This is a genomic window from Mycolicibacterium brisbanense (assembly GCF_001570425.1).
Taxonomy (GTDB): Bacteria; Actinomycetota; Actinomycetes; order Mycobacteriales; family Mycobacteriaceae; genus Mycobacterium; species Mycobacterium brisbanense.
Map to the genome: position 1 here is coordinate 72,819 of NZ_BCSX01000022.1, position 17,071 is coordinate 89,889.

Annotated in this window: 14 protein-coding genes; 10 read left to right on the forward strand and 4 right to left on the reverse strand. The window is 68.7% G+C overall.

Annotated features, from left to right (window positions below; genetic code table 11):
* The first annotated feature begins 1 nt into the window (after nt 1).
* Genes RMCB_RS12350 through mbtN form a run of 3 tightly spaced genes read left to right on the forward strand, consistent with a single transcriptional unit; the run spans nt 2 to nt 3,014 of the window.
* Nucleotides 2–271: a mycobactin biosynthesis acyl carrier protein MbtL gene (locus RMCB_RS12350; protein WP_062829002.1), complete on the forward strand. Its 270-nt coding sequence runs from the start codon at nt 2–4 to the stop codon at nt 269–271.
* On the forward strand, nt 268–1,851 hold the full coding sequence (gene mbtM / locus RMCB_RS12355) for a long-chain-fatty acid--ACP ligase MbtM (protein ID WP_062829003.1): 1,584 nt from the start codon (nt 268–270) through the stop codon (nt 1,849–1,851). Before RMCB_RS12350 ends, mbtM begins: the two co-directional genes overlap by 4 nt.
* Nucleotides 1,848–3,014 (forward strand): mycobactin biosynthesis acyl-ACP dehydrogenase MbtN, encoded by a 1,167-nt coding sequence (gene mbtN / locus RMCB_RS12360; protein WP_062829004.1) that lies wholly within the window; start codon nt 1,848–1,850, stop codon nt 3,012–3,014. Before mbtM ends, mbtN begins: the two co-directional genes overlap by 4 nt.
* A gap of 19 nt (nt 3,015–3,033) precedes the next feature.
* On the opposite strand, the gene RMCB_RS12365 is transcribed toward mbtN, so the two are convergent.
* Together RMCB_RS12365 and RMCB_RS12370 are read right to left on the reverse strand one after the other, a co-directional pair.
* A complete protein-coding gene (locus RMCB_RS12365) occupies nt 3,034–3,636 on the reverse strand; it encodes a GNAT family N-acetyltransferase (RefSeq protein WP_062829005.1) in 603 nt (200 codons plus the stop codon).
* Nucleotides 3,637–3,673: 37 nt separating this feature from the next.
* Nucleotides 3,674–4,048 carry a DUF488 domain-containing protein gene (locus RMCB_RS12370; protein ID WP_062829006.1) on the reverse strand — a complete coding sequence of 125 codons (375 nt, stop codon included), beginning with the start codon at nt 4,046–4,048 and terminating at the stop codon, nt 3,674–3,676.
* A 19-nt stretch (nt 4,049–4,067) separates the two neighbouring features.
* Here RMCB_RS12370 and RMCB_RS12375 point away from each other — a divergent pair, with 19 nt between their 5' ends.
* Nucleotides 4,068–4,268: a hypothetical protein gene (locus RMCB_RS12375; RefSeq protein WP_062829007.1), complete on the forward strand. Its 201-nt coding sequence runs from the start codon at nt 4,068–4,070 to the stop codon at nt 4,266–4,268.
* A gap of 102 nt (nt 4,269–4,370) precedes the next feature.
* Complete coding sequence (locus RMCB_RS12380; protein ID WP_062829008.1) at nt 4,371–6,050, forward strand: patatin-like phospholipase family protein; 1,680 nt, start codon at nt 4,371–4,373, stop codon at nt 6,048–6,050.
* A gap of 3 nt (nt 6,051–6,053) precedes the next feature.
* Here RMCB_RS12380 and RMCB_RS12385 read toward each other — a convergent pair whose 3' ends face one another.
* Nucleotides 6,054–6,800: an IclR family transcriptional regulator gene (locus RMCB_RS12385; protein WP_062829009.1), complete on the reverse strand. Its 747-nt coding sequence runs from the start codon at nt 6,798–6,800 to the stop codon at nt 6,054–6,056.
* 151 nt (nt 6,801–6,951) lie between these two features.
* Here RMCB_RS12385 and RMCB_RS12390 point away from each other — a divergent pair, with 151 nt between their 5' ends.
* From RMCB_RS12390 to RMCB_RS12410, 5 genes are all read left to right on the forward strand, one after another.
* Entirely contained in the window at nt 6,952–7,704 is a 753-nt protein-coding gene (locus RMCB_RS12390) for an MIP/aquaporin family protein (RefSeq protein ID WP_062829010.1), read from the forward strand.
* Between the two features lie 11 nt (nt 7,705–7,715).
* A complete protein-coding gene (dhaK, locus tag RMCB_RS12395; RefSeq protein ID WP_062829011.1) occupies nt 7,716–8,714 on the forward strand; it encodes a dihydroxyacetone kinase subunit DhaK in 999 nt (332 codons plus the stop codon).
* A gap of 1 nt (nt 8,715) precedes the next feature.
* Nucleotides 8,716–9,330 carry a dihydroxyacetone kinase subunit DhaL gene (dhaL, locus tag RMCB_RS12400; protein ID WP_062829012.1) on the forward strand — a complete coding sequence of 205 codons (615 nt, stop codon included), beginning with the start codon at nt 8,716–8,718 and terminating at the stop codon, nt 9,328–9,330.
* Nucleotides 9,327–11,744, forward strand: coding sequence for a phosphoenolpyruvate--protein phosphotransferase (gene ptsP, locus RMCB_RS12405; protein ID WP_062829013.1), 2,418 nt, complete (start codon nt 9,327–9,329; stop codon nt 11,742–11,744). The genes dhaL and ptsP overlap by 4 nt, the downstream gene beginning before the upstream one ends.
* A 72-nt stretch (nt 11,745–11,816) precedes the next feature.
* On the forward strand, nt 11,817–14,381 hold the full coding sequence (locus tag RMCB_RS12410) for a helix-turn-helix transcriptional regulator (RefSeq protein WP_062829014.1): 2,565 nt from the start codon (nt 11,817–11,819) through the stop codon (nt 14,379–14,381).
* Between the two features lie 3 nt (nt 14,382–14,384).
* On the opposite strand, the gene RMCB_RS12415 is transcribed toward RMCB_RS12410, so the two are convergent.
* Entirely contained in the window at nt 14,385–17,024 is a 2,640-nt protein-coding gene (locus RMCB_RS12415; RefSeq protein ID WP_201028283.1) for a LuxR C-terminal-related transcriptional regulator, read from the reverse strand.
* Nucleotides 17,025–17,071 lie beyond the last annotated feature (47 nt).

Here is a 17,071-nt window from a genome sequence, read left to right on the forward strand (position 1 = left end):
CATGCAACCGACTACGCCTGACGCCGTCAACGCTGCCCTCATCGAAATCCTGCGCGACGACATGAATGTCGACATCCGGCGCGTGACGCGCGAGTCCCGGTTGATCGACGACGCCGGCCTCGACTCCGTGGCGTTCGCAGTCGGGATGGTGGCAATCGAGGACAAACTCGGTGTCGCGCTCTCCGAACAGGATCTACTCAGCTGCGACACCGTCGGAGAGCTGGAGGCCGCGATTCTGGCGAAACTGCCTGCGGGGCAGAGCAACCAGTGAGCACCCTCGCCGCGGCGCTGTCGCAGTCACTGACCACGACCAATGCCGATCTCGTCGTTTTCGACACCGAGACCCGCACCTGGGCTCGTCATCCGTGGGGCCAGGTCCATGCGCGCGCCGAGAATGTCGCCGAACGCATCGGCGAAGACGGTTCGCGCGCGGTCGGATTGGTCGGTGAACCGACCGTCGAATTCGTCGCCGCGATCGTGGGGGCGATCCTGGCCGGCGCAGCAGTCTCGATCCTGCCCGGACCGATCCGTGGCGCGGACCCCGAGCGCTGGGCGCAGTCCACAATGGACCGGTTCACCGGAATCGGTGTGGGCACGGTGTTCAGCCACGGCGGTTATCTGGAGCAACTGCGAACGGCCCCCGCCGAACTCACCCTGCATGACGATGCCACTGTTGCCCACGCTCGGCGTTCGGCCACATGGCGCGGTCCTGCGTCCGGGCCCACCGACGTCGCGATCCTGCAGGGCACCGCCGGATCGACGGGCACCCCGCGCACCGCGCAGATCCCGTCGGCGGCCGCACTGGCCAACCTGCGCGGTATCAGCGAGCGAATCAGCGTGTCCGGCAACGATGTCGGTTGCTCCTGGCTGCCGCTGTACCACGACATGGGCCTGGCGTTCCTGTTGACCACCGCGATCAACGGACTGCAGGCATGGCAGGCACCGACGACCGCCTTCGCCGCATCCCCCTTCAGTTGGCTGAACTGGCTCTCGGAGAGCAAGGCCACCTTGACCGCGGCGCCGAACATGGCCTACGGAATGCTTGGCAAGTACGCGAGCCGACTGCAGGGCCTCGACCTGTCTCCCCTACGATTCGCGCTCAACGGCGGCGAGCCCGTCGACTGCGACGGCACCCAGCGGTTCGGCACGGAGATGGTCCGCTTCGGCTTCGACCCCGGAGCCCTGTGCCCGTCCTACGGCCTGGCCGAATCGTCATGTGCGGTATCGATTCCCACACCCGGCGTCGGTGTCGCGGTCGACGAGATCACGGTGAAGACCGACACCGGTACCACCACCCAGCGGCTGGCCGTCCTGGGCGCGCCGATCCCTGGCATGCAGGTGCGCCTGCGGCCCACGAAGGACGACGCGGGTGTCTGTGACCGCGAGGTCGGCGAGATCGAGGTCCGCGGTACGTCGATGATGTCGGGATACCTGGGTCAGGAGCCCCGCCACCGCGACGACTGGTTCCCCACCGGGGATCTCGGCTACCTCGTCGACGGACAGTTGGTGGTGTGCGGCCGCGCCAAGGAATTGATCACCGTGGCCGGCCGCAACATCTTTCCGACCGAAGTCGAACGGATCGTCGCACAGGTCAAGGGAGTTCGCGAAGGTGCCGTGGTCGCCGTCGGCGCCAACGAAGGGGCCCCGCGGCCCGGCCTGGTGATCGCGGCCGAATTCCGTGGCGGCGACGAATCCGATGCCCGCAGCGAAGTGGTACAGCGGGTGGCCTCGGAATGCGGCGTCGTACCGGCCGACGTGGTGTTCGTCGCCCCGGGCTCATTACCCAGAACCTCGTCGGGCAAGCTGCGCCGGCTTGAGGTCAAACGCAACCTGGAGATGGTGAAAGCATGACAGCGACCCAACCGGCGACGACCACCACCGTCGAGGAATACCGTGAGTTGCTCGCCAAGGCCTTCGACTCGTCCGTGGCGGCCTGGACAGCCGAAGCCGAAGCGACCGAACGCTTTCCGCGTCAGCTCATCGAACACCTCGGGCGTTCGGGCGTGTTCACCGAAAAATGGGGCGACGGTCAACACCCCGACATGGCCAAGCTGTTCGAGCTGGCTTTCGCGCTGGGCCGCACCGGCTCTGCGGGCATCGGAGTAGGCGTCAGCCTGCATGATTCGGCGATCGCCCTGCTGCGGCGCTTTGGCAAGTCGGAATATCTCCGCACCATCTGCGAGCAGGCGGTCCGCGGCGAAGCGGTGCTGTGCATCGGAGCCTCCGAGGAATCCGGCGGCTCCGACTTGCAGATCGTCGAAACCGAAGTACGCACGGCCCGAGACGGTTTCGAGGTCAAGGGCATCAAGAAGTTCGTATCGCTGTCCCCCGTCGCCGATCACATCCTGGTGGTGGCCCGCAGCGTCGATCATGACCCGACCAGCCGGCACGGCAATGTCGTCGTGATCGCCGTACCCACCAGCCAGGTCGAGGTGCAGGCGCCGTACCGCAAGGTCGGCGCGGGCCCGCTGGACACCGCGGCGGTCCACATCGACACCTGGGTGCCCGCGGACGCCCTGGTCGCGCGGGCGGGAACCGGTCTGGCGGCGATTTCCTGGGGCCTGGCCCACGAACGCATGTCCATCGCCGGGCAGGTGGCGGCCGGCGCCCAGCGCGTCATCGGAATCACGTTGGCGCGCATGATGAAACGGCGGCAGTTCGGCCGCACCCTCTACGAGCATCAGGCACTGCGGATGCGCATCGCCGACCTGCAGGCCCGCGTCGACATGCTGCGCTACAGCCTGATGGGCATCGCCGCGCAGGGCAAGCTCGACATGCGCGCCGCCGCCGCGATCAAGGTGAGCGCTGCGCGGCTGGGAGAAGAAGTGCTCTCGGAGTGCATGCACATCTTCGGCGGCTCAGGATATCTCGTCGACGAGACGCCACTGGGCGCGTGGTGGCGTGACATGAAGCTGGCCCGCGTCGGCGGCGGCACCGACGAGGTGTTGTGGGAGCTGGTGGCCGCCGCGATGAAGCCGGATTACGACGGCTACGCCGAGTTCGGTCAGGCCTGACGTCGGGGCCCTCGGCAGATCAGGGGCGCGACAACGTGTAGAGCGCCATGCGCCGGTTGGACATGTCGTGTTCACCGAGGAACGTGCATCCCGCCCACTCGCACAGCCTGCGGGCACCGGCGTTGCGGTGATCCGGGTCGAACATGATGCGCCGGCAGTTCGGCTCGAGCTCGAAGACGCTGGCGACGATGCGCGGCAACAGGAACGCGGCGAGACCACGGTTGACGTACCGCAGGTCCGCGATCGCCGCGTGGATGCCGATGTCGTGGGGTTCGGCGGCGTATCGCGGCGCGATCGAATCCTTCGCGGCGCGATACAGCTCGATATAGCCGACGGGTTCGCCGTTGAGGCTGCCGATGAAGGGCCGGGAGTATTCACCGTCGGCCTGGGCCTGCAGGTGACACCGCCAGCGCTCGGGCGGCCAGTCGTATTCCCAGGCCTCGACCAGGTGTGGCCGGTTCATCCACTCGGAGACCATCTCGGCGTCCGCGTCCGGATCGGCCGGCCGGATCGCATACGGATCGGCCACGATCGGGGTGGGCGGTGCGGCCACGGCCCGTACCGCGTCGGATATGTCGGTCAGTTCGCGCTTGAGGATGGGCGCATCATCGATCTCGGTCATTTGATCGCCGAGCCTACCGCAGCAACTGAGGGTAGGTTTACCTACCTTGCGCGGGTGAGAGCAGTTTCTTCAGCACCACCAGGTGACTCAAATCCACCTCGCGGGTCGCCGTCACCAGCGTGACCGGACCCTTGCGCACGATGGCGCGCAGTTTTTCGAGCGCCTCTGCTGCCGGCGAGGCCTCCAACTCCACGGTGTAGCGCGTGGCGAATTCGTCGAAGCGCTCGGCTTGGTGGTTGTACCAGTGCCGCAGCTCGGTCGACGGCGCCACGTCAGGCATCCAATGCCCGACCCTCGGGTCCGTCTTGCGGAGTCCCCGCGGCCACAGCCGGTCCACCAAGACCCGCGTCCCCTCGTCGGGCGCCGGTTGGTCATACACCCGCGCCAACCGGATCCGATGTATCGCCGCCATCACATGCGATGGTAGGAGCATGGATGTCGATCGCGTTGCCGATCTGGTGCGCTGGGAGGATTCCGGCGCGCACTGGCAGGTGATCGCCCGGACTCCCGACAGCATCACCATCGCGCTGCTGCGGTGCGATGGCGGCGAGGAGGTCGAGCGGTTCACCTCGACCGACCCCCGCCTGCTCGAATTCGTGGGCTCCAGGGCGGGTAGCGAGGGCTCCCGGTGAAGGTTGGAAGCCGCGCCGAACGTGCGTGGTATGCGGCAGCCGAAGCACTGACCTCGCTGCCCGACGCCGAGGTGCTGGCGATCACCAAACCAGGGCAGTGACATGGAGTTCACCGATGCGGTTCTGAACCGGTTGGTCCGGCGTTCGGCCCCGCTGGAGATCCCCGAGGTGGAGCCGGTCGACGACGTCGACGAAACCGCATTCGAGGAAGTCTCGGCGCCACCGACCGCCGAACCCACCCTGCTGCTGCAGAAGATGGAGAATCGGCTCGTCCGGCTCGGACTCGCCCATGCCGACGTGCTGACCGGCACCGAGATGCGCAAGCTGCGCTATGTCCTGAACTTCGCCCGGCTGGGCGACTTCGAACCGGGTGCCGCGGGCCCGCACGGAACGCGCGGACGGGGCGATGTCGCGGTCGGCGCGCAGGTGGGCCCATGGCGATCACGAGTGATCGACGCGCTACACGGGCCGCTCCGCGAAGAACGCGACGCCGTCATCGCACTGACCACGGCCCGGGAGGCACTGGACCGCCTCACCGACGACCAGACGGAGCAGCGCGACCTGCTCATCGAGCGACACCGCAACGACTTCTCTTCCGCCGAACTGGATTCCGAAGTCGGATACAAGAAGTTGGTGACGGTCCTGGGCGGTGGCGGAGGTGCGGGATTCGTCTATATCGGCGGCATGCAGCGGCTGCTGCACGAGGGCCATGTGCCCGACTACATGCTTGGGTCATCCTTCGGAGCGATCATCGGCGCCGTGGTCGGGCGCACCCTGCCGGTGCCGATCGACGACTACGTCGAGTGGGCCAAGACCGTGTCCTACCGCGCGATCCTCGGCTCAGAGCGGTTACGCCGCAGGCACGGACTGACCGGCGTGTTCTCACTCCGCTTCGACGCGTTCGCGCACACCATGTTCAGCCGCGCGGACGGAGACCGGATGCGCATGTCGGACATGGCGATTCCGTTCGACGCCGTGGTGGCCGGGGTGCGCAAGCGGTCGTTCGCCGCATTGCCGTCGCGATTCCGGCGCCCGGAGCTGGCCGGGTTGCGCCTGCTACCCGTGCTTCCGGTGGGTGTCGGTCCGCTGGTCGCGGCCCGCATGTGGCAGGTCGCCTCGTTCATCGATTCGCGGGTGGTGAAGCCCATCGTCGTCGGCGGGGACGATCTGACCCGCGAATTCAACGTCGTCGACGCCGCGTCGTTCTCCTCGGCGATTCCGGGCGTGCTGCATCACGAGACGAACGATCCACGCATGGAACCGATTCTGGACGAGCTGTGTCAGAGCCACGATGTCGCCGCGCTCGTCGACGGAGGCGCGGCCAGCAACGTGCCGATCGAATTGGCGTGGAAACGCGTGCGGGACGGGCGATTGGGCACCCGCAACGCCTGCTACCTGGCGTTCGACTGCTTCCATCCGCAGTGGGACCCCAGGCATCTGTGGCTCGTGCCGATCACGCAGGCCGTGCAGTTGCAGATGGTGCGTAACGCGCCGTATGCCGATCACCTCATCCGTTTCGGGCCGACCCTGTCGCCGGTCAACCTGGCACCGTCGGTCGCCACCATCGACCGGGCGTGCGAGTGGGGCCGCAACAGTGTCGACGCCGCGATCCCGTTGACATCGGCACTGCTGCAACCGATCTGGTGGCACGGTGACCAACCGCCGGTCATCGGTACCCGCAAGACGTTGGTGAAGTCGGTCGCGTCACCGATGAGTGCGGTGATGTCGGCCATCAAACTGCCGACCGGCTTCGGACGCTGGCGCAACCGTCGGCTGACCTGATCGCTATCCGCCGCGGCGGGGCGGCCAGACCGGCGCCCCGAGTTCACGCGATACGGTGCGTGCGGTATCCCGCAGCGCGTCGACGGCCTCGGGGTCCAACGGCCAACGCGCTGCGGGGACCACCAGTCCGATCGCCCCCGCGGCCTCTCCGGACGCGTCGAAAATGGTTGCCGCAACCGAACATTCCCCGAGCACCGCCTCCTCGGCCTCCGTCGCGATGCCGGTGCCGCGGATCTGGACGAGTTGGCCGGCGAGCTCAGCGGCGTCGGTGACCGTCTCGCCCGTCATACCGCGCAGCTCCCCCGACGGGTAGTCGGCCGCGTAGGCCAGCAGTGCCTTGCCCAGTGCGCTGGCATGCGCCGGGATCACGATGCCCACCTCGGGCATCTGCCGGGTGCCGTCGGGACGCGGTTCGTGCGCCACCACCACGACCTCGTCGAACAACAACACCCCGGTGCGCACCGCACATCCGGTCCGGCGGGCCAACCCTTCGGTCCACACCGCGACGCGCGACCGTAGTTCGAGCGTGTCCAGATAGACGTTGCCCATCCGCAATGTCGCGGGGCCCAGCCGGTAGCGGCCGGAATCCACCTCCTGCTGCACCATGCCGTGCGCCAACAACGTCCGCACCAGGCCGTGCACCGTCGACGGGGCGAGCTCGATCGCCGAGGCGATCTCCCCCAGGCTCATCCGCCGACCGCCTTGCAGCACCGTGAGGATGCGAAGGGCGCGATCCACCGCCTGAATCACGACGACCTCCTCGTGCCGAAGACGCTCTTGTGCTCACAGCAGCATAAGCGTATGTTCCAGATCACATTCGATAATGTCGAATGTGATACGAGATAGCCGATTCTCAGTCGGCAAGTGATGTGTCATATCCCAACTCTCTGGAGCGCACGACATGGACGAGCCGTCAATCACTCAAAAACTCGCCGCGGAGGCCTTCGGCACCGCGTTCCTGGTGTTCATCGGCGTGGGCTCGGTACCCGCGACGATCATCATCAACGGTCATGCGCCGTTCACGATGGCCGACCTCGGCGTCATCTCATTCGCCTTCGCCACGGTCGTCGTCGCGACCGTCTACGCGCTCGGGCACATCTCGGGCAACCACATCAATCCGGCCGTCACCGTCGGTTTGGCCGTGACCGGCCGGTTCCCATGGTCCCGGGTTCCGGCTTACGTGGCCGCACAACTCGTCGGTGCGACCGTCGGAGCCGCAGCCATCCTCGGCGTACTGGGCACCCGCGCGCGTGACGCCGGCCTGGGCATCGCCACCTACAGCGGCGACATCAGTGCCGTACAGGCGTTTTTCGCGGAGTTCGTAGGTACGTTCATACTCGTGTTCACCGTGTTCGGCGTGATACACCGCAAGGCGTCGGCAGGTTTCGCCGGTGTGGCGATCGGCCTCGTCGTGTTCGCCGCGATCATTCCGCTGGCGCCGACGACGGGCGCGTCGATCAACCCCGCCCGGACCTTCGGCCCGATGCTCATCCAGCAGATCGCCGGCGGCTCGGTGGCCTGGCACCAGTTGCCGATCTATCTCGCCGCGGAATTCCTCGCAGGCGCGCTCGCCGCACTCGCCTACGTCGCAATCTCGCGCACCCGCGCCGACACCGCGAATCTCTCCGTCCACGCAGCACCGACCGCAGTCTGAGGAGCCGAATTGTGAAGAAACTGATCAACGATCCCGCCGACGTCGTCGCCGAATCGCTTCGCGGCATGGCCATGGCCCATCCGGAACTGCGCGTCGACCACGCCAACCGCATCGTCTACCGCGCTGATGCCCCGGTCGCGGGCAAGGTCGGCCTCATCTCCGGCGGCGGGTCCGGGCACGAGCCCCTGCACGCCGGCTTCGTCGGCCGCGGCATGCTCGACGCCGCCTGCGCCGGTGAGGTTTTCACATCACCGGTGCCCGACCAGATGCTCGAGGCGACCATCAAGGTCAACAGTGGCGCGGGCGTGCTGCACATCGTGAAGAACTACACCGGTGACGTCATGAACTTCGAGATGGCCGCCGAACTGGCTGCCGGCGAGGGCATCACGGTCGAGTCGGTCGTCGTCGACGACGACGTCGCGGTGCAGGACAGCACCTTCACCGCCGGGCGGCGCGGCGTCGGCGCCACCGTGCTGGTCGAGAAGATCGCCGGGGCCGCGGCCGACGAGGGCAGGCCGCTGACCGAGGTCGCCGAGGTGGCGCGCCGGGTCAACGCCGCAGCACGCAGCATGGGAGTCGCCTTGACGTCGGGCACGGTTCCCGCGGTGGGCCACCCTACGTTCGAGCTGTCCGACACCGAGATCGAGCTCGGCATCGGCATCCACGGCGAGCCCGGTAGGCAGCGCGTGCCGCTGCAGCCCGCCCGGGCCGTCGCCGAACTCCTCGTCGAGCCGATCTTGTCCGACCTCGACTTCACCGGCGCAGACCCCGTGGTGTTGTTCCTCAACAGCATGGGCGCCACGCCCCTGATCGAGCTGTACGTGATGTACGCCGAAGTGGCGGCCATCCTGGAGAAGGCGGGCGTGCAGATCGCGCGCTCACTCGTCGGGCCGTACATCACGAGCCTGGACATGGCGGGCTGCTCGGTCACCCTGCTACGCGCTGACGACGAATTGCTGCGGCTGTGGGACCACCCGGTCGACACACCCGCGTTGCGGAGAGGATGCTGACATGGATCTGGATCGACTCACCGCCTGGATCCGCGAGTTCGCCCGGCTGATCGCCGAAAATGCCCCGTATCTCAGCGATCTGGACGCCGCGATCGGCGACGCAGACCATGGCATCAACATGGATCGCGGGATGACGGCCGTGGTGGCCGCGCTCGACGAGGCACCACCGGCCGACGCCGGCGCGTTGTGCAAACAGGTCGGCATGACGTTGGTGAAATCGGTCGGCGGCGCCAGCGGGCCGCTGTACGGCACCTTCTTCCTGCGCATGGCGCCCGCGTTGGGTTCCGACAGCCCGGATTTCGCCGCGGCGTTGCGCGCCGGCATCGAAGGCGTCGTTCAGCGGGGCCGCGCCGAAGCCGGCGACAAGACGATGTTCGACGCACTTGCCCCCGCCCTCGACGCCCTCGACGCCGCACTCGCGTCAGGCGCCGATCTGGCCAAGGCTCTGACCGACGCCGCGACCGCCGCCGAAAAAGGCAGGGACGCCACCGAATCCATGGTGGCCCGCAAAGGTCGCGCCAGTTATCTGGGACAACGCAGCGTCGGACACATCGACCCGGGGGCCACGTCGGCAGCATTGCTGATCGGTGCCGCCGCGACGGTGGTGGGCACGTGACCGTCGGGCTCGTCGTCGTCTCACACAGCCGTCCCCTCGCCGACGCCGCAGTCGACTTGGCCCAGGAGATGTTGCACGGCAAGCAAATCCAGATCGAAGTCGCGGCAGGCCTGGACGAGAGAACCTTCGGCACCGACGCGGTCGCGATCGTCGACGCCATCGCCGCCGCCGACGATGGTGACGGCACAGTCGTGCTCATGGATCTCGGAAGTGCCGTGCTGTCAGCCGAACTCGCGCTGGAGCTGCTCGACGACGATGTGCGCGAGCGGGTCCTGCTGTGCCCGGCTCCCCTCGTCGAGGGGCTCGTGGTGGCCGCGGTCGCCGCGGGCGGCGGAGCCCCGGCCGCGGAGGTGGCTGCCGAGGCCTCCGGCGCGCTTGCCGGGAAACTCGCTCAGCTGGGCGGCGGCGTCGAACATGCCGCCACCGAGACCGCCGTCGAAGGGCTGTCCGCGACGTTCGTCGTCGCCAACCCGCACGGTCTGCATGCCAGACCGGCGGCCCGCCTCGTCCAGGAGGTTCGTGGCCGGGACGCGCAGGTACGGATCCGTAACCCGCGTACCGATTCGGCGTGGATCGACGCCGCGAGCCTCTCCAAGATCGCGACGCTCGGCGTCCGCAGTGGCGACGAGGTCGACGTCCGGGTATCCGGTCCGCAGGCCGCAGAGGTACTCGAGCACATCCTGGCGCTGGCCGCCCGGCAGTTCGACGAGACGCCGTCCGCCGCTGCACCATCCGAGCCGGTCACGACGGGCCGACCGATCGGCGCCGGGCCGGGTCTGGGGATCGGCCCCGCCTGGTCGGCTCGGGCGGGGGCCATCGAGGTTCCCGAACATCAGGGTGGAGATCCTGCGGCCGAATGGCGCAGCCTCACCGCAGCCGTCGACGGCGTGCGTACCGCCATCGCCGACGTGCGCGCCCACACCGCCCGTGCCGTGGGCGAAGCCGAGGCATCGATCTTCGATGCGCACGCACTGCTGCTGGACGATGATGCGCTCCTCGGTGCGGCGAAGAGCCGAATCGACAAGGGGCACAACGCCGCAGCGGCCTGGGCGGCCGCGGTGGCCGAGGTGGCGGATCAGTTCGGCGCCGTGGACGACGCCTATCTGCAGGCGCGGGCCGAGGACGTCCGCGCCGTGGGCGATCAGGTGCTGCGTGCCCTGCTGGGACATGTGGCACCCACGGGCACTGCCACCGGCGTGCTGGTGGCGGCCGACCTGACTCCGGCCGAGGCCGCCGAACTCGATCCGACTCACGTCGCCGCGGTGCTGCTGGCGTTCGGCAGCGCTACGGCACACAACGTCATCCTGTTGCGGGCCAAAGGAATTCCGGTCATCGTAGGTGCGGGACGGGCTGTGCTGACAATCGCCGACGGCACCACCGTGGCCGTCGACGGTACGCGCGGGGAATACCTTGTCGATCCACCCGACGCCGTCCGCCGGGAATTCGAAGCCCGGGTCGCCGCAGCCGCGCAGCAGCACCGGCAGGCCGTCACCCGCACGCATGAGCCCGCTGTCACCCGCGACGGTGTCACGGTCAAGGTCGGCGCCAACATCGGCTCGGCCGACGACGCGCGTGCCGCAGCGAGCCAGGGCGCGGACTTCGCCGGTCTGGTCCGCACGGAGTTCCTGTTCCTGGGCCGCGACCAGGCCCCCGACGTGGACGAGCAGCTTGCGGTCTACCGCAAGATCGCCGAATCCCTTGAGGGACGCAGGATCACCCTGCGCACCCTCGACGTGGGTGGTGACAAACCGCTGGCGTTCCTGCCGACACCCGCTGAGCCGAACCCCTATCTGGGGGTGCGTGGTATTCGGCTGGCGTTGGCACACTCGCAGCTGTTGTCCGACCAGTTGTTGGCGATGGCGCGGCTCAGCACGCATACGCCGGTCAGCATCATGTTCCCGATGGTCAGCACCCTCGACGAACTGTTCGCCGCGCGCCGGGTGCTCGACGACGCGATCCGGCGAGCCGGTCCGCAGGCGTCCGATCTGCAGGTCGGGATGATGGTCGAGGTGCCCGCCGCCGCACTCAAGGCCGCAGCGTTCGCGCCGCACGTCGACTTCTTCTCGATCGGCACCAACGATCTCACCCAGTACACGATGGCGGCCGATCGCAACAACGACGCCGTCGCGAGCCTCGGGGACGCGTTCGACCCGGGTGTCCTGCAGTTGGTGCGGTCGACGTGCCAAGGCGCCGCGGGACGGGCATCGGTCTCGGTCTGCGGGGAGTTCGCCGCGGACAACCGCGCCGCCGCACTGCTTCTCGGGTTGGGTGTCGATGCCCTCAGCGTCACTCCCCCGGCGATTCCGGGTACCAAGGACGCTGTTCGCGCGATCGACAGCAGCGAGGCGCGGCAACTGGCGGCAGCGGCCCTGTCAGCCGCGGATGCCGTCGCGGTGCGGTCACAGTTCGGCTGATCGGGTGGCCCGCCTGCGGGGACCATTCGGTTCTCGCAGGCGCGGCTGACCACGCGGCCTTAGGATCCGGATGTGCCGACCGCGTGGCCACTGGTTGATCGTGAGGACGAACTGCGCCTGGTCGCGGCCGCGCTGAACTCCCACGGCGGCGCGGTGCTCACCGGGCCGGCCGGGGTCGGCAAATCCCGGTTGGCGCACGCCGCTGTGCAGCGACGGCAGGGGCTCGTCCGATGGATCGCGGCAACGGTCACCGGCCAGTCGATCCCGCTGGGTGCGCTCGCCGGTTACACCGCGCAGTGTGGCCCGGATCCGCTGCGCCGCGTGCAGGATGTGATCCAGGCCCTCGTCGCCGGCGAACCGTCGGTGCTGATCTGCGTTGACGACGCCCACCTGCTCGACGACCAGTCGGCCCTGGTGATCGAACGGTTCGTCGAGCAGGCGATGGGCACTGTCGTCATGACCGTCCGCGACGGCGAGCCAGTGCCGGATTCGGTGGCAACTCTGTGCGCCCGGTTGCCCCGCATTGCCGTGCCCCCGTTGACCACCGAAGGGGTCAGCGCGCTGGTCACCCAAGTTCTCGGCGCTGCGGTGGAATCGTCGAGCGCACAACGGTTCTTCAGCTACACCCGCGGCAACGCACTGTACCTGCGGCAGTTGGTCACCGACGAGATCGCGGCAGGACGGCTGACGCGACGCGCGGGCGTATGGGTGTGGGACGGGCCGCCTCGACTGTCCGCCTCGCTCGTCGACTTGCTCGAAGCGAGCGCGGGGAACCAGCCCGACGCGATCATCGAGCTGCTCGACGTGCTCGCGGTCTCCGACCCGATCGAACTGCCGGTGCTGCTCCGATTCGTCGACTCCACCGTGATCGACGACGCCCGAGACCGGGTGTTGATCACCGTCGACGGTGGGCAGGTGCGGCTGGCGCATCCGTTGTTCGGCGAAGTCCGCCGCAACCGGGCCGGCACCGCGCGGCTGCGCGGTGTCCGCAGCCAGGTCGCCGAGTTGATCGGGCAGTTGTGCGCGCCGTCGGCGGTCCAGACAGTGCGGCGCGCCGTTCTGCTGATGGATTCCGACACCCAAGGCGATGCCGTGTTCCTGGTGGAAGCGGCCAACGCGGCACTGCAATTGCTCGACCTCGACCTCGCAGTCCGACTGGCCGAGGGCGCGGTCGCGGCAGGTGGCGGACGAGCAGCCCAGGCCGCGCTCGCCACGATGTTGGCTTTCGCCGGTCAGGGCGGCGCGGCCGACGCGATGTTCGCCGAGCTGGCCGATGGCGGTGACGCTGCCGAACGCGCGTCGATCGCGCTGTTGCGGGCCGCCAACCTGTCCTGGGTGCTGGCACGGCCAGGCAACGCCGAGACGGTGCTGAACGCGGCGCGCGACGCCGCCGACAGCTGCGGGCTCGGGCCGTCCTACGACGCCCTGCACGCCTCGTGCCGCAGCGCGCTGGGCCATCCCCGGGAAGCCGTCGACATGGCCACAGCGGCGTTGTCCGCACAGAACGTGGATCCCCTCGCGGCGATGTTCGGCTACTGGGCCTTGGTCTGCGGGCTGGGCGACCTCGGTCACGTCGACCGCATGGCCGACGCGGCAGCGGCAGGCTACGAACTGGCGACAACGGCCCCGCAAGCCTCGCATCTGCGGTTCGGCCTCGGCCTGATGGAGATCGTCGGCTTACATCGGGCAGGCACCCAGGAGCGCATCTCCGATATCGCCAACCGGCTGCGGCAGCAGTCACTCGACGTCGTCGCCTCCCGTTCGTTCACCGCGGTGATCCTCGGATATGCCGAATTATGTTGTGGCCGATTGGAATCCGCGCAGCGCTGGCTACGTGAATCGTTGGCCACCGGATCGGTGTTCGATGCGCAGTCGGGTGTCATCCGCGAACTCGCGGGGATGTGGTTGACCATGACACTGGCGATGTGCGGTGATCTGGCGGGTGCCCGGGCCACCGACGCCGAGAGGTTCCGGTACTTCGGTGACTACTCCCATATCTGGCGTACGGATATGCTGCTGACCCAGGCATGGCTCGAGGCGGTACACGGATCGCAAAGCCGCGCAATTTCTTTCGCGATCGGCGCCGCCCGGACCGCCCGCACCCAGGGCCGGCCGGCCCATGAGCTGTGGTGCCTGCAGACGGCCACCCAGTTCGGTGCCACCGAAACCGTGGAACGGCTCGGTCAGCTGGCCGCAGTGGTGCAGGGCCCGCGGGCGGGAGTGGCACATGAACATGCCAGCGCGCTGCGCCGGGCCGATGGTGCTCGGCTGCTGAGCGCGTCGAACGGCTATGCGGTGATCGGCGATACGGTCGCCGCACTCGACGCCGCGGCGCAGGCCGTACCGCACCTGCATGGCGAGCGGCAGCGCCGCGCGATCGCCGCTGCGCACCGGCTCGCCGCGGGCGGGGCCCGCACCCCGGCGTACCGGGCGATGGCCAGTACCGGCGTGCTGACCCCACGCCAGCGGGAAGTCATCGCCATTGCGGCGACGGGGCTTTCGAACCGCGAGATCGCCGATCGGCTGGTGATGTCGGTGCGCACGGTGGAAGGACATCTGTTCCGCGCATGTCAGCGTCTGGGCGTCAACACCCGCGACGAGCTCATCTCGCTGCTCGCCGACGGCACCGCGTCCTGACCGTCAGGTGGCCGGCCGGAACCGGACCAGCCGGGCCAGCTGGTCGCGGTCCTCGATGCCGAGTTTGGCGAAAATGCGGTACAGGTGGCCGTCGACGGTGCGCACCGACAAGCACAGCCGGTCGGCAATCTGCCGGTTGCTCAGGCCGGCCCCCACCAGATTCGCGATCTCCCATTCGCGTTCGGTGAGGTGCAGCGGATCGGCTGCGCGCCGGGTTGCCGGCGTCGTGAGGCCGCACCGGCTGGCCAGCCAGTGTGCCCGGGTCGCGGATTCAAGTTCGCTGCCCCGGCGCCCGGCGCGGGCGTGTTCACGGGCGGCGTGGGCGGATGCGTCGGCCGCCAGTGCCAGTGCTCCGAGCTCTTCGAAACGGCAGGCTGCCTCGTCCAGGCATCGGCCGTCATGCTCGGCCACACCCCGGCTGTGGGCGGCGATCGGCTCGCACAGCGGCGCGTCCAGCTGGGCGGCCAACTGCTGAATCCTCGCGTCCACGGAACGGTCACCGAGGCGCAGAGCAGTGTGCAGTGCGGTGAGTTCGACCGCGCGCAGGCCGCCGCCACGCGCGAGTTGCGCGGCCCGCACGGCGTGCTGCTGCGCTGACGATGTCTCGCCCGTCGCCGCCTGCAACCACGATCGGGCCAACTCGAGTTCGGGCCGGAACACCTCCACCTGAGGGCCGCTGGCCGCTTCGGCCCGCGTCAGGGCCACCGCAGCGGCGTCGATGTTTCCGCGGTGCGCCTCGGCTTGCGCCAACCACGAGGCGACCAGCATGACCCACCCCCGGGGCAGGCATTCCGACATCGCCCATACCGAGGTCTGCAACGCCTCGCACGATTCGACGATGCGCCCCCGCGCCAGCTCAAGACGACCCGCCAGCGCGGTCACGATGGCCTCTGCCTGCAGCGCACCCGCCGTCATCGCGGCGTACCGCGTGATGACGCGCTCGACTGCCGCCAAGTCACCGCTGTAGAGACCGGCCAGGGCCTCGGCCAGTGCCAGCGAGTAGCGCTGCGGACCGGACTCACAACAGTCGGCGGCCCGTTCACCCTGCTGCACCACCGCAGCCACCTCGGTGAAGCGCCCCGACAGCGCCAGCGCCCCCGCGGTGGCCAGCGCAGCCCACACCGTCGCCATCGGCAACATGTCCGACGCCAGCGCCTGGGTTCCCGAAGCGATCGCCGCAGGCAGGTCACCGGCGAAGAACGCGAAGCTGACCTCGATCGCGGCGACGAAGCTCAGGGCGGCGGCACTGCTGACACGCGCGCGGACGCTGTCGAGCACCGCCCAGGCTTGCTCGGCACGACCGCAGCCGAAGAAGAGGTTCGCGGCACGCAGACAGCCCCACCGCACCACGGTCAGCTCGTCGCCGGAGGCCGGGTCGAATCGGGCCAGCAGCTCCTCTGCCTCTTGCCCCCTGCCCTGCCAGCTGATGGCGTCGGCGAGCACGATCGCGGCCTGTACCCCCGAACCGTGCTCCAGAGCGAATCGCGCAAGCTGTTCTCCGAGAACCAGATTGGACATGGTGACCGCGCTGGCACCGGCATCGACGATGGTGTCGAGGTCTGCGGGGGCGTCGCTGGCGATCATGAACCGGGCCAACTGGATCCGGGTCCGCACATCGGCAGAGGCCGGTCGGTGCGCTGACAAGTGCCGCGCCAGAAGGGAATTGATCTGACGTGAACGGGTCACCGGGCAGCGTCGCCGGGCCACCTCGCCGACGATCGGATGCGCCGGTTGCACCATGGTGTGCGCGGCGTCGGCGGTCACCTGGATCGCACCGCGACGTTCTGCGCGCGTCACCGCCTCGGGCGGGCAGATGTCCAGCAGGACGTCCCAGTCGAGTGCCTGCGCCGCAGACACCACCTCCACCACGTCGAGCTCATCGGGTCGCAGGGCATCCAGCCGCGAGGCCACCAGTTCATGGATATCCGGGCTGGGCCGCAGGCGGCCGCGCAACCGCCAGTGGTCCCCGTCGCGGACGAGGGCACCGTCTGCGCGCGCGGCATTGAGCACGCCGCGCAGATAGAGCGGACTCCCCGACGAGAACCGGTGCAGCTCGCCGACCGCCCGATCATCGACATCACCGCCGAGAACCGCCGCGGCGAGTTCAGCGGTCTGTTCACGGGTGAACGGTTCGAGGTCGAGACGGGCCAGCAGCTGTTCCTTCCACAATGCCGTGACCGCGTCCGTCGGCGCAGCACCCGACCGGATGGTGACGATGAGCGTCGGTTCCCCGTTGACCGCGAGCTGCTGGACCAGCAGAGCCGACAGCGGATCGAGGTACTGGGCATCGTCGACGACGATGACCAGGCTCGGATCGTCCAGGGCCTGCTGCGCAGCACCGAGCATCACGGCAGGCTCGCGTGCGTCGGTGAGGTGCAGCGCATGATGGAACGCCCCGAACGGCACCGCCTGCGCGGTCTCGGTGCCGAGCACGAATCGCACACAGCGCCCTTCGCTCTGCAACTGCCGGGCCAGAACCCGGGCGAGCGCGGTCTTGCCGACGCCTGCGGGGCCGACGAGAACGACGCCACGCGACCCGTCACGTAGCGCCAGCGAGGCTTCGCTGAGTTCCGTATCCCGTGCGACGAACGGCCAATCCGCCAATGCGTACCCCCAAGGTGCGCCGGTATGCCGGGCCGACATTACGCCCGCGCAAATCTTTGTAGCGTCGAAACATCGACGCCGCATCT